General features: G+C 41.9%; 7 protein-coding genes. 5 read left to right on the top strand and 2 right to left on the bottom strand.

What is annotated here, in order from left to right:
* Nucleotides 1-237 precede the first annotated feature (237 nt).
* Entirely contained in the window at nucleotides 238-1,038 is an 801-nt protein-coding gene (locus tag ACT29I_RS22705) for an exoenzyme S synthesis protein B (RefSeq protein WP_430932950.1), read from the top strand.
* 401 nt (nucleotides 1,039-1,439) lie between these two features.
* Entirely contained in the window at nucleotides 1,440-2,180 is a 741-nt protein-coding gene (gene larB, locus ACT29I_RS22700) for a nickel pincer cofactor biosynthesis protein LarB (protein ID WP_430932951.1), read from the top strand.
* 379 nt (nucleotides 2,181-2,559) lie between these two features.
* On the opposite strand, the gene ACT29I_RS22695 is transcribed toward larB, so the two are convergent.
* Complete coding sequence (locus ACT29I_RS22695) at nucleotides 2,560-4,602, bottom strand: transketolase family protein (protein ID WP_430932952.1); 2,043 nt, start codon at nucleotides 4,600-4,602, stop codon at nucleotides 2,560-2,562.
* 220 nt (nucleotides 4,603-4,822) lie between these two features.
* Entirely contained in the window at nucleotides 4,823-7,816 is a 2,994-nt protein-coding gene (locus ACT29I_RS22690; RefSeq protein WP_430932953.1) for a basic secretory protein-like protein, read from the bottom strand.
* 397 nt (nucleotides 7,817-8,213) lie between these two features.
* On the opposite strand from ACT29I_RS22690, the gene dnaE reads away from it, so the two are divergent.
* From dnaE to ACT29I_RS22675, 3 genes are all read left to right on the top strand, one after another.
* Entirely contained in the window at nucleotides 8,214-12,608 is a 4,395-nt protein-coding gene (gene dnaE, locus ACT29I_RS22685; protein WP_430932954.1) for a DNA polymerase III subunit alpha, read from the top strand.
* A gap of 201 nt (nucleotides 12,609-12,809) precedes the next feature.
* Nucleotides 12,810-13,604, top strand: a complete 795-nt coding sequence (locus ACT29I_RS22680) for a thymidylate synthase (RefSeq protein WP_430932955.1) — start codon at nucleotides 12,810-12,812, stop codon at nucleotides 13,602-13,604.
* 16 nt (nucleotides 13,605-13,620) lie between these two features.
* Nucleotides 13,621-14,115, top strand: a complete 495-nt coding sequence (locus tag ACT29I_RS22675) for a dihydrofolate reductase (RefSeq protein ID WP_430932956.1) — start codon at nucleotides 13,621-13,623, stop codon at nucleotides 14,113-14,115.
* The last annotated feature ends 104 nt before the right edge of the window (nucleotides 14,116-14,219 follow it).

Below are 14,219 nucleotides of genomic sequence, written 5' to 3'. Positions count from 1 at the left end.
TGACTTAAGATTTAAATAGTGTAATGTATTCTTGCTAAATAAAATCGTTGATTACTTTCGGGAGCATCGTTCTGGTGAGTTGAAATGATGCAGCGAAGTGTCTTGTTTTAAAGTAATATTTCAATGTGTAATAGAATTTCTAATGCATATTGCGGGTTAAACCACGAATTAAGCTAATTTTAACCATGTTTGTATTATATATTTAATTATTGATCTTTGGAACCGGTTTTAAATACTATGCAAAAAATAAATAAACTTATAGAACGGATAAGAGAGATAGGAGAATGCTATCTCATGTTTTCCGGTGGAATGGATAGTTGTGCCATATTGGGTGCCGCGAAGATGGCCCATGTTACGGTAACACCCGTATGGATTGACAATGGATTTGGAAGAGCCAGTGAGTATTTAATCAGGAAACAAGTTGGCCTAATTAGCCATGAAGAATTAAGGATAATCCCGGTAAATCCTATTCCAAAAGCTATAGAAAACCCGACAGATAGATGTTATCATTGTAAAGGCCAAATAATTAAAGCTATACAAGACCTAGGCTCGGATGTGCTGATCATAGACGGAACAACAGGAAGCGATACAGGTTATCGTCCCGGGCGAAAAGCTTTGAGTGAGCACGGAGTTATTTCTCCCTTGGCAGAACTTGGCATTACATCAGCTGAAGCCAAAGAAATAGCAATAAAAATGGGCGCCGACCAAGATATAGCCGATCTGGAAAGTTGTTTGGCTACACGAATCAATTACAACGTTGCCTTATTGGAAAAAACGCTGGATGTAGTTAGAAATATAGAGCAGGCCGTTATTGCGGAAACCCAGGATTATAATGTGAGGTGCCGGGTTGATGATGCCGACCATATAAGGATTGAACTCTCCAATGAAGAAAGTTTTAAGGCCATCGCCAATCGTGAGTTTAGGAATAATTTGATTACTTTAGGTGAACAGTTTGCGATGTTTACTACCATCGATCTTAAACCATCAAGGCCTAATGCGTACGATAGTAGAATCTGCAATTTGGATACGGGAAAATAAAAACTGGAGACTGAAAGTTAGTAGATGGTAAGCTGGAAAACGGGATCCTGAGACCAGTATATTAAAAGTTGAGACCCATCCCTCCATCTTTGATGGAGTATTTCCTTTTTTCTTGAAAAAGGGGGAAAACAAAAACAAAGAGTGTTCATTAAACAGACTATTATTTTTTGAAGATATTTTTTCATTCCAGACAAGCTTTACAGACATGGCCATGGCTATGGCGGAAAAAGTTTAACAACGGACTAAGAAAAACAAGGCGAAAATTGGTTTGGGTATTAGATTCTTCCCATTGGTTTCGGTTCTATTATAGAGAGGTCTTAAAAATGTTCCGGTACCAAATATTAAAGACTTTTGGCCTATCACTATTGACAAATGACTAATTTTCTAATGACTATTTAAAAATGACTTTCGACGAAATTTTTAACAAGATACAAGCAGGGGAAATAACTAAGGAAGAAGCGCAAAAACACTTCTCATTGGATTGGATGGAAACAGCCAGTCGTTATATTTTGGACGTGAACCGAGGAATGCGCACGAATATTCCGGAAATCATATATGGTGAGTACAAATCGCTCGAACAAACCGTGGAGCTTATAGGGGACATCTTAAAAGAACATCCCCGTGTGGTAATCTCCCGCAGTAAATTTAACGATGAGGTGGCAGAACAATTCGAAGGCAGCTATCCTGTTATCAAAAGCGAAAATGTACTGTTCATCGGGGAATTGCCAGACCCTAAGGGACATATTTTGGTGGTAAGTGCCGGAGCCGCCGATCATCCCGTTTCTGAAGAATGTGAAATTATTTTAAAGGCGGTTGGCGTAAATCCTATTGTGTTTGAAGACCGGGGGATTGCCCATCCAACCCGGGTGCTGGAAGCGATTAAACAGGGTGTGGATAAAAATGCCAAAGCCGTTATCGTGGTGGCCGGAATGGAAGGTGCTTTGGCTCCCTTTGTGGCATCTTTGGTGGCGCTTCCGGTTATTGGAGTCCCTACCTCAGTGGGTTATGGCTTTAGGGCCAAAGAGGCGGCTCTAACGTCAATGCTGGCATCATGTGCTCCAAATCTTACCGTAGTTAATATTGATGGCGGTTTAAGGGCTGCCGTGGTCGCTGCCCTTATCGCTAAAAATAGTTCTTCGTAACGTTGCTCCGGCAACACATAAACCATGCGATGACAATATGTATTGATGTGCGGTTTTCCCACCATGTGATGGATGCGATGAACCACGATTAACCGGGATCTGTCATTAAAGGTTTGATAAATTACTTCATGTCAGTATGCATCCGCCGTATCGAGGTAATCGCGATTACAAAAATCTTACATTCCTGTGTTTAAGTAGTGATTATATTTTGATCATCGAATTGGCATTTAGATGAAATCTAATGACAATTTTGGGATTAAACCCGTAATATGTATTAGAAATCCTGTTGCGCACCCCTAGTATTAAAAAGAATAGCAAAAAAAAGCAAGCCTTTTACTAGCTTGCTTTTTTTAATATGATAATATAATAGAATCTACACCTATAAACTTTCAACTAATTTACTCATCATTTCCACTACTTTATTGAACACATTTTCCCCGGTAAAACCGAATTCCTCGTCCAATACAGTATAAGGGCTCGAGTATCCAAAGTGATCCAATCCCCAAACAGAACCTTTCGCACCAACCAAACCTTCAAGCGTTACAGGCAAACCGGCGGTCAAACCAAAACGAGGAACATTCACGGGAAGCACTTCTGCTTGGTAAGCTTCATCCTGGTTACGGAAAACACCTTCTGAGATAACGGAAACAATCTGGATTTTAAATCCTTTTTCTTCTCTTAATTTAGCTGCCCCCTCCACGAGAGTTGAAACTTCGGAACCACTTGCCAACAGAACGACATCCGGCGTACCGGCATCTTTTTCAACAATGTAAGCACCTCTTTTTGCTTGTAAAGCTTGCTCGTAGCTGCTTCCGGGTAAATTTTTAATGTTCTGACGCGATAGGATAAGGGCTGTTGGCGTTTTGGTGTTGTTCAAGGCCATTTCCCAAGCCACGGTGCCTTCTTCAGCATCCGCAGGACGAAGAACCATCATCGAGTTATCGCCGTGGTGGTTTTTCAATTTCTCCATTAATCGTATTTGTGCTTCCTGCTCAACAGGCTGGTGCGTAGGACCATCCTCCCCAACGCGGAAAGCATCGTGGGTCCAAACATATTTAACCGGTAATTGTTGCAGCGCGGCAATACGAACAGCCGGTTTCATGTAATCAGAGAAAACAAAGAATGTACCCACAACAGGGATTACACCCCCGTGCAAGGCCATACCGTTTGCAACAGCTGCCATTGTTAACTCGGTAACTCCGGATTGCAGGAACTGACCAGAGAAATCACCCTTTTCAAAAGCTTTGGTTTTCTTTAAGAAACCATCCGTTTTGTCCGAGTTTGCAAGATCGGCAGAAGAAACAATCATGTTCTCCACCTGGTCGGCAAATACACCTAAAACAGTTGCTGATGCGGCACGTGTCGCAGCTCCCGGCTTTTGCTCAATGGAACTGAAGTCAACTTCAGGGGCCTTACCTGAAAAGAACCTGGCAAACTTAGCCGCCAACTCCGGATTTGCTTTCTCCCACTCAGCTTGTTCTGCTTTTTTAGCAGCCACATAAGCTGCTTTTTTGGCGGTAACTGCAGCATAATACTCGGCAACTTCGTCAAAAACCACAAAAGGATTTTCAGGGTTGCCTCCTAAATTCTTTATAGTGCTATCAAAACACGCTCCGGCAGCGGAAAGAGGCTGGCCATGAGTGGAAACCATTTTTTCGAATGACGAACCATCCTCTTTAACAGCACCTTTGCCCATAATGGTTTTACCGATGATAAGGAAAGGCTTCTCGGTTTCGGCTTGAGCCGCTTCCAATGCCTTACGAATTTCATCCGAATCGTTGCCATCTATAGTCATTACCGACCATCCCCAGGCCTCGTATTTTTTAGCTGTGTCCTCTGTGGTTACAGCTTCCGTTTTTGTAGATAATTGGATGTCGTTTGAATCATAGAACATTACCAGGTTGTTCAAACCCAGATACCCCGCGATACGACCTGCTCCTTGAGAAATCTCTTCCTGGATACCACCGTCCGAAATAAACGTATAGATATTGTGGCTCATCCATTTTCCGAAACGTTCGGTCAGGAATTTTTCGGTGATGGCCGCTCCTACAGCCATGGTGTGTCCTTGCCCTAGTGGGCCGGAAGTGTTCTCCACACCTCTTTCAAAATCAACCTCCGGGTGACCGGGTGTCGGACTTCCCCACTGACGGAAGTTGGCCAACTCGTCCATGGTGTATGCGCCAGTCAAAGCCAACTGTGCGTATAGCATCGGCGACATGTGGCCCGGATCCAAAAAGAAACGGTCTCTGTTTACCCATTTCCTATCGTTAGGATCATAGTTAAGGTATTCAGAATAAAGAATGTTAATAAAGTCGGCACCCCCCATTGCTCCTCCCGGGTGTCCTGATTTTGCTTTTTCTACCATGGCAGCTGAAAGGACTCTAATGTTGTCAGCAGCTCTGTTCACAGTTACATTACTCATTTTTAAATAAAAATTACGTGTTTAACTTTCCATTTACAGTTTTTACCCCTATGATCCTTAAAATGAAATTGTGACAAAGGTAATTCTTTTTTGTAATTGAGGAATAATAAACTGCTCTATCTTAAGGTTAAGAATATATCATAATCAATATTTCACATCGAAACCTTGAAATTAGCGCCCTTGATTGGTTTCTATGAATTGTTTGAATACGACCGTGGAATTACCATCCCGACAAAATATTGATGCCAAAGTTACCTTCGTGTATTTTGCCCTGATGAATTGGGATAGCATAATACGGTTCAACAATCAAAGCACCTAAAAGATTGATGCGTAAGGCAGCTCCTGTACTCATTACCGGAATTCTGGAGTTCTCATTTAACGTGGTAAGGCTCCATACCGGTTCCGAATCACTGTTCCAGGCCAATCCGGCATCATAAAAAAAAGCCAGTTCCGAGAACAAAAAGTTAGACCTTATCCAACCGTATTTTCTAGGTCCGCTAAATGGTATTCTCATTTCAAAGTTAGAAACCATCACCTTCGAGCCCAGGAGTTGGTTGGTTGATATTTTTCCGTCTTCTTCGCTGCCATAAAAGTTGCCGGTTTCGTACCCTCTTACATACCAGGGATAACCAATATAAATGCCGAGTAATTTATCACTTTCACTTTCCTTTCCGTATCTGCCGTAGTGATAAAATCTGAAAGCAAAAGTATAAGGTTTAGCTCTAAAATATTTTCGGAAATCGAGTAAAAAAGTATTCATATTTACCCCGTGCAAGTACCGTTCGTAACCAAATCTTATTCTTTTACCTTCAATAGGTGAGGCCAACCCGTATTTTGAATTATCAATTACATATGCCAAATCCAGAATGCCAACACCAAAAGAAGAAGGAGAATCTACCAACTGTTTTTTTTGGGTAGTGGTGGAATAAAATGAGTTGGGGTTATTTATTCGTTCGGTTCTGTAACTGTAGTAGGCTGCCGAGATCCCTGCTTCAATCCGGTGCGCTTTGTTAATTGGATAGTAACCAAATAAACTTAGTTGATCTACAAAGGTTCGTTGAAATATATAGGATAGCTCATCTTCACCCGAACTTTCATTAGTCTCACTGCGGTAATATCCGGTTCGGTATGGAATATGCGATAGGCTGGTGCCTAATTTAATGGGGCGTTTTTGATTGACATAGGCCACCTGGGCACCAAAATCATAAATCTCTCCGTTTACATTTAATCCGGTATATAGCACATGTTCGCTTAAGATATCACTAAAACGGGCCTCAATGCTTCCTGCCATTCCTGAGCCGAATCTTCCGGTCATTACCCCTACCCCCGTGTTGCCAACATAATCCAGTTTAAATTTGGCTTTGATAGGTTCGGTATAAAAACTATCCGGTTCTGCAGGGGTTTTTAGCTTGTTTACCAACAGGTTAGCATCTACTTCCGAAGGAAATTTTGAATAAGGCATCAGTCTTGAAGCATAACGTTTATGCTGTAAATCTGTTACCTCAACGGCCGTTTTTTCTATCCGGGGGATGTTTGCTTTTAAAATCGAAAAGCGACCTTCCCATAACATGTTGTAATAAAGATACCTGCCCGATATTGTTAAGGCAGGAGATAGGTTGGTCATCCCGGTAATGCCTGTTGGGTATTGTGTCAGCTGTTTTACAGAGCCTGTTCTTTCGTTGAGAACATATAAATTTCGGGTGCCATCCCTGTCCGACAGAAAATAGATTTTTGTGCCATCAGGATCTACTATCGGATTTACATTTTGTGCACCATCAAAAACTGAGTAAACCTTTTTTTTACCTGTCTTTAGATATATGGAGGCCAGATTGTAATGATGGTTTAAATATTTAACCTGTGTTGGAGATGGGGCGTCGGTAACGTAATATAAACAATTACCTTCGTTGTTCCAGGCAGCTTGCAAATTGCACTCATTATCGTTTGTAAGGTTGCTGAGTTCTTTTGTGCTGAAGCTATACAGATATAAATCCGATATTCCATTCCTTAACCCCGTAAAAACCAGCTCCTCCCCATTAGGCGACCAAGCCGGATAGCCTATACCATCGACTTGGTCAAAAGTAATGGCATCGGAGATATCACCTGTTTCGGTATCAAAAATAATTAGGGAACTTTTTCCTTTCACATAAGCCACATAGGCAAAATGCCGACTGTCATTGGACCATGTACCAGCTGTCTCCAAAAAACTGATAGCATCAATATCGTCACTAAAAGTGGAAGAATAAATCTTTTTTAATACCTGACCGTTTTTTGCATCAGCCATAAACAAGTCAAGGCTAAACAAATCCCTTTCTGATAAGAATATAATTTTTTCTCCGTCCGGACTTACAGAAGGAGCCAAGTTGTAATTGCCACTGTTTTTATGAGAAATAATACGTTCGCCATGAACCGAGAAAGTCGAGTCGTTAATATTATTGAGCAGGTGATCTTCGAGTTTGTTTTTCCACAAGGTAGAAAGGGAATCCATGGACATCATTAGCACATCCGAAATAGCCTCTTCCACGCCTTTATTGGCTGTTTCGAGCATTAAGTGCTTGATATACTGTTCTCCATAGGTATGTGCGATATAACTCCAAAATGCCTGTCCGTAGCGGTAGGGCGAATAACTGTAGTTTACGGTCATCTGTTTGAGTGTAGGAAACTTGTCATGAATCAGTGCATCACGCATCCACAGTACCGTATGGCTGTCTGTATTACCGATAGATAGGTATTCGGCCATGCCTTCTATCATCCACAGGGGAATATTTTGGATGGCCGATAATCCCAGGTCAGCTTTTTCCTGGATAATATGATACTGAAAGGCATGCACCATCTCATGACCCAGTACATGATCTGTTTGATGGCCGGAAAAGTTGACGGGCATTACGACCCTGCGTTTAATACCTTCCGTAACCCCTCCAGTACCAACACTGATGTTGCCACTGATTGCTGTAGTCTGCTGAAAATCGGCATGGTTGCTGTAAATCAGCAATGGGTTACGAATAACGAAGGTATCTAATAATATTTGCTGATGGTAATTATACCACTTCTCGCACTGGTTGGCCAGGGCTCTCACCAGGCTGTCAGATTTAAAATAATGGTAAATCTCGAAGTGAGGTGTTTTGTACAGTTCAAATTTAAATTGCTTGTATTGAGGCTTGTTCTGCCCAAAATATTGCGCAAACATGGTTGCCGACACGAATAAAAATAATAACAACCAGAATCCATATTTTAACCGACCCCTGTACATTTCTGCCCCTCATGTAACTATGTGTAAGTTACAAACGGAATGGTTTATACGCAAGAAAATACGAATGGTTTGTTTATTCCGGATGGCATATTTTACAGCGTTTTTGTAAATAAGCAACCTTTAAATATCGGGAAACCTTCAGAAACCCCCTTTGGGATCGCGATGGATGAACATTCAAATAAAAAATTCTGAAGGTTACGATACGATTTTCTTGATCTGAAGCGCAATAATTTCCAAACCATATCAACTACCTATAAATTATTCCATTCTTCTTTTATAAATCACCCCTAAAGTTTCATCCAAAAAATTAACTTTGTAAGTCGCAACTGTAGCAAAACGTTTGATTTTAAAGAGCTGATTTACAATGTTTTTAATATTTGATACCGAAACCACAGGATTACCAAAGAATTGGAAAGCACCCATTACGGATACCGACAACTGGCCCAGGATGGTTCAGTTGGCTTGGCAATGTCACGACATTGAGGGGAACTTCCTTTTCGCCAAAAACCATGTGATAACACCAGATGGATATTCCATTCCTGAAGATGTGGTGGCGGTGCACGGTATCACAACAGAAACAGCGCACGAAAAAGGTGTTCCTTTAAAGGAGGCCTTGGATGATTTTATGGCCGACGTGGCCAAAAGCAAGTTCATCATCGGTCACAATGTAACATTTGACATCAATATTGTCGGTTGTGAGTTGGTACGTTGCGAAATGAATGAGCAAGCCCTGGTGAAGGCGCCGATGCTCGATACCATGACGGGTAGTAAAGAATTTTGCGCTTTAACACGAGGGGGGAAGCTTAAAAACCCCACTCTTACCGAGTTGCATATAAAACTCTTTAAAGTTGCTTTTGAAGAAGCACATAATGCTGCAGCAGATGTGGAAGCAACATCACGTTGTTTCCTGGAGCTGGTTCGTGTGGGTGGACTATCCTTGCAGCTGCTGCAAATGACAGAAGCTGAATTAGAGGTATTTAGAAAAAACAATCCTGACGAAATACAGCTGGTCGGCATAGAATACGAATCTTTTAAAGTAGATGTTTTTGAAGATATCCCGCTCGAAGAAGAGGAACGAATTATTGCCGAAGCAGCTAAAACTGCCGAAACCTTTCCGTTTGTGCATTTACATGTCCATACCCAATATTCTATTCTGGACGGAGCCAATAAAACTGCTGCTATTGCCGCCAAAGCAAAAGAAGATGGTCAGCCCGCGGTTGCTATCACCGATCACGGTGGAATGTTTGGTGTCAAGGAATTTCATGTGGCTTGTAAAAAGAACGATGTTAAGCCCATCATTGGCATTGAAGCCTATGTTGCGCAACGTGGTCATTTGCGTAAGGATGACAAAACGGATTCATCAGGATATCACATTATATTACTGGCCAAAAACTACAAGGGATATCAAAACCTTCTAAAATTAACTTCTGTTGCACATACGGATGGTTTTTATTACAAACCGCGTATTGATAAAGAGTTACTTGAAAAATACAGCGAAGGCGTTATTGTAACCAGTGCATGTTTGGGAGGTGAGGTTGCCCAGCACATTATGCAGGGAAACCTGGATAAAGCCAAGGAAACAATACGTTGGTTTAAGGATGTGTTTGGCGACGATTATTATCTGGAGTTGATGCGCCATATCAATAACGATCCTATCTTAAGACGCGATACCTGGCAAAACCAGGCTAAGGTAAACCGGGTGCTCATTAAATTAGGGAAAGAGTTGGGCGTAAAAGTAGTAGCCACAAACGATTCGCACTTTACCAACGAAGAAGATGCCGAAGCACACGATATGTTGGTATGTTTAAGTACAGGCCGGGATTATACCGATCCAACCCGTATGCGTTATTCCAAGCAGGAGTGGTTTAAAACCAGCGAGGAAATGAGCAAGCTCTTTGCCGATATTCCGGAGGCCATCCATAATACCATTGAAATTGCCGAAAAGGTAGAGTTCTTTGAACTGAACAGTGATCCTATTATGCCTCCTTTCGATATCCCGGAGGACTTCGGAACCTTTGAAAGTTACCGCGAAAAATATGATGAAGCGGCACTGATCGAAGAGTTTGGCGAGGATTCGTATAAACGATTGGGAGGATATGAAAAGGTTGTGCAGATCAAGCTGGAGGCAGATTATCTGGAGCACTTAACTTACGAAGGTGTCAAATTACGTTATCCCGATAATTTTACCGATGATAAGAAAGAAAGAATCGATTTTGAGCTCAATACGATTAAAACCATGGGGTTCCCCGGTTACTTCCTGATTACACAGGATTTTATTAACTGGGCAAAAGATAATGGAGTACTCGTAGGACCCGGAAGGGGATCTGCCGCCGGCGCTGCGGTAGCCTATTGCATAAAAATTACGGATGTTGACCCCATCAAATACGATTTGCTGTTTGAACGATTTCTAAACCCCGATCGTATATCCATGCCCGATGTGGATATTGATTTCGATGACGATGGAAGACAAAGGGTACTCGACTATGTTACCGATAAATATGGGCAGGATAAGGTGGCCCACATCTGTACCTTTGGTACGATGGCCACCAAGAGTTCGATAAAAGATGTGGCCAGGGTTCTTAATTTGGATTTATCCGAAGCCAACCGCTTGGCCAAAATGGTGCCTGAAGCACCAAAAATGAATTTTAAAAAGGCCTTTAAAGAAGTCCCCGAACTTGAGTTGGAAAAAGATTCTTCAGATCCCCTGGTTGCCCAAACCATGAAGTTTGCCGAACAGCTGGAAGGTGCAGTTCGCCAAACCGGCGTTCATGCCTGTGGTGTTTTAATCGGTAAAAATCCGCTGGTCGAACATTTGCCGGTTATGCCAACCAAAGGTGAGGAACTGCTGACCACACAGTACGACGGAAGATTTGTGGAAGATATCGGTCTGCTTAAAATGGACTTTCTGGGCCTGAAAACCCTATCCATATTTAAAGAAGTTCTGGATAATATTAAACTTTCCAAAGGCATTGATATCGATCTGGCCAATATATCCTTGGAGGATGAAAAAACATTTGAACTGTTCGGTAATGGTGAAACAACAGCGGTTTTCCAGTTTGAGTCCCCCGGGATGAAGAAACACTTGCGAGGTCTGCAACCAAACCGCTTTGAAGATTTGGTAGCCATGAACGCCCTGTACCGTCCCGGTCCGATGGAATACATTCCTTCTTTTATCGAGCGTAAGCACGGTCGCGAAGAAATCAAATATGACCACCCCATGATGGAACCCTACCTGAAAGATACCTACGGTATCACCGTATATCAGGAACAGGTGATGCTTCAGTCAAGGGCACTGGGTGGGTTTACCAGAGGTGATTCCGATTCCCTTCGTAAGGCAATGGGTAAAAAGATCATCTCCATGATGGATAAGCTGAAGCTTAAATTTATTGATGGTTGTTTGGCAAGCGAAGAGTTTATGAAGGCTTGTAAAAACGGTGAAACCACCATTCAAAAACCCGAGGACCTCATCGAAAAAATCTGGAAAGACTGGGAGGCTTTTGCCAGTTACGCTTTTAACAAGTCGCACTCAGTTTGTTATGCATACGTTGCCTATCAATCAGGTTACCTTAAGGCCCACTATCCGGCGGAGTTCATGGCCGGGGTACTTAGCCGCAACCTTTCCGACATCTCTAAGATTACAACCTTTATGGAGGAGTGTAAGCGAATGGGAATGGAAGTGTTAGGACCGGATGTAAATGAAAGTTACCGTAAGTTTACCGTAAATAAAAGTGGAGCTATCCGTTTTGGTATGGCAGGTGTAAAAGGTGTTGGTGCGGGAGCTGTAGAAGAAATTATCAGAGTTCGTGAAGAAGGCGGGCCATTTAAAGATATATTCGACTTTGTGGAACGAGTGAATCTGCAAACGGTAAACAAAAAGAACCTGGAAGCATTGGCGGCCGCGGGAGGTTTTGATGGTTTTACAGATTTACACAGGGCACAATACTTTACCACATTACCGGGCGAACAAACCACTTTTGTGGAGAATCTGGCCCGTTATGGCAATCTGTATCAAAACGATCAGGCCACGGCCGCCAGCTCACTTTTTGGAGCGGTAGGAGCAAATGCCGCAATCACCAAGCCGGTGGCGCCTGTGTGCGAGGAGTTTTCCATACTTGAAAAGTTAGCCAGAGAAAAGGATTTGATAGGAATTTACCTTTCTGCCCACCCGCTTGATGTTTATAAGCTGGAGATTAATCACTTCTGCACCACCAAATTCAAAGACCTCGAAGATCTCGAAAAAATGAAAGGTCGTGATATTACCATGGGTGGAATCGTAACTGCTGCGCGCTCCGGTACCACAAAAAAAGGGAATCCTTATGGAATAATGACGGTGGATGATTATACGGGATCCTATGAATTCGCTTTTTTTGGAAAGGATTATCCCGAGTTTGCCAAATTTATGGTAGAGGGATATTACATTATGATTAGGGGCAAAGTTCAGGAGAAGCAATGGACCAAGGATGGTGAGCTGGAAGTGAAAGTGAATAAAATTGAGATGTTGGATGGTGTCAGGGAATCCAGGGTTTCGGGCATCAATATTCAAATTCCGTTGCAATCGCTCGATGAAGCTATGGTGACGGATTTAGCAGAGCTATCAAAGGAGGCAGAAGGGTATGTGACCCTCAAGTTTTCCATTTACGATAAAGAGGAACTAACGCATCAAGCGCAGTTTTTCTCCAGGTCGACCAAAATTAACCTAACCGATGAAATAGTGGAATATTTGGATGCCCATCCGGATATTTCGTTTACGTTGACATAGGATTTCTAGGAGATTGGCACTGACGTATGCGCGGAGTTACGCTGATTTCTTAACTGATATTCCGCGAGACTTTGCGTTTTCATCTGCAGAACTCTGAAAGAAACTTTCAGCGTGAAATAATTAAGACTAAAATAATTTTTTAATTTTGTCACTCATAAAAAAAACAGTACTTTGCGTGCTTGCAAAATTTGGTAAAAGACTATGCGACAATATCTTGATTTGTGCCAACGAGTGTTGGATGAAGGCGTATTAAAAGGAGACAGAACAGGAACAGGAACCACCAGTGTCTTTGGGCATCAAATGAGGTTTAATTTACAAGAAGGCTTTCCTTTGGTGACGACCAAAAAACTTCACCTGAAATCAATTATCCACGAACTTATCTGGTTCTTAAAAGGAAGTACCAATGTTAAATACTTGCAGGATAATGGGGTTCGTATCTGGAACGAATGGGCGAAGCAGGATGGTGAACTGGGACCTATTTATGGTTATCAATGGCGATCGTGGCCCATGGCGAACGGTAAATATGTCGATCAGATTAAGCAGGTACTAGAGTCTATCAAAAGCAACCCTGATTCCCGTCGTCATATTGTGAGTGCATGGAATGTGGGTCAGTTGGACGAGATGCAATTACCCCCATGTCATATTCTGTTTCAGTTTTACGTAGCTGATGGTAAGCTATCATGTCAATTGTACCAGCGCAGTGCAGATTTATTTTTAGGGGTTCCGTTCAACATTGCATCCTATGCGTTGTTAACCATGATGGTAGCACAAGTAACTGGTTTGGAATTGGGTGATTTTGTGCACACGTTAGGAGACGTGCATATCTACAACAACCATTTGGAACAGGTAAAATTGCAGGTTTCTCGTGATACAAGGCATTTACCGACTATGACACTGAACCCTGATATAAAACATATTGATGAATTTAAGTACGAAGATTTCACCTTAAGTAATTACGACCCCCATCCACATATTAAAGGAGCTATCTCCGTGTAAAATAAATATTTAGCCAATGACAAAAATTTCAATGATTGTGGCCATAGCCAAATTAAACTCTATAGGCCAAAACAACGATTTGTTAGCATATATTCCTAGCGATTTAAAAAGGTTTAAGGCACTTACAACAAGTCACACTATTATTATGGGCCGAAAAACATTCGACTCTTTGCCTAATGGTGCATTGCCAAATCGCAGAAATATCGTGATTTCAAGAAACGAAGCCTTAAAGCTTGAAGGGGCTGAAGTGGTTCACTCACCGGATGCAGCCCTTGAACTTTGCAAGGAGGAAAAAGAGGTGTTTGTAATTGGTGGAGCTACCATATATGAAACCTTTTTACCTAAAGCAAGCAAGCTTTACCTTACGCTCATCGATCAGTATTTTAACGATGCGGACACTTTTTTTCCGGATTTTAATGAGTCTGAATGGAAAGAAACGTACAGGGAAGAAGTGACGGATGATAACCAAAACGACTTTAACTACACCTTTTTAGAATTAGAAAAGAAATAAATTAGATTGCATTCACCCTAGTTATCATTTGAAGCGAGGTGACATCCAAACACCTAAAAGCAAATTACTACCGGAGGGACTTACAATGAAGCTAATGACCAAAA

Origin of the sequence: Saccharicrinis sp. GN24d3 (assembly GCF_052400645.1) — a bacterium.
In the GTDB taxonomy this organism is placed as follows: domain Bacteria; phylum Bacteroidota; class Bacteroidia; order Bacteroidales; family Marinilabiliaceae; genus Saccharicrinis.
This window is presented reverse-complemented; position numbering and strand designations above follow the sequence as displayed.

What these genes read in the sequence shown, in the direction of transcription:
- ACT29I_RS22705 (WP_430932950.1), top strand. Translation starts at nt 238, where the DNA reads ATGCAAAAAATAAATAAACTTATAGAACGGATAAGAGAGATAGGAGAA.
- larB (WP_430932951.1), top strand. Translation starts at nt 1,440, where the DNA reads ATGACTTTCGACGAAATTTTTAACAAGATACAAGCAGGGGAAATAACT.
- ACT29I_RS22695 (WP_430932952.1), bottom strand. Translation starts at nt 4,602, where the DNA reads ATGAGTAATGTAACTGTGAACAGAGCTGCTGACAACATTAGAGTCCTT.
- dnaE (WP_430932954.1), top strand. Translation starts at nt 8,214, where the DNA reads ATGTTTTTAATATTTGATACCGAAACCACAGGATTACCAAAGAATTGG.
- ACT29I_RS22680 (WP_430932955.1), top strand. Translation starts at nt 12,810, where the DNA reads ATGCGACAATATCTTGATTTGTGCCAACGAGTGTTGGATGAAGGCGTA.
- ACT29I_RS22675 (WP_430932956.1), top strand. Translation starts at nt 13,621, where the DNA reads ATGACAAAAATTTCAATGATTGTGGCCATAGCCAAATTAAACTCTATA.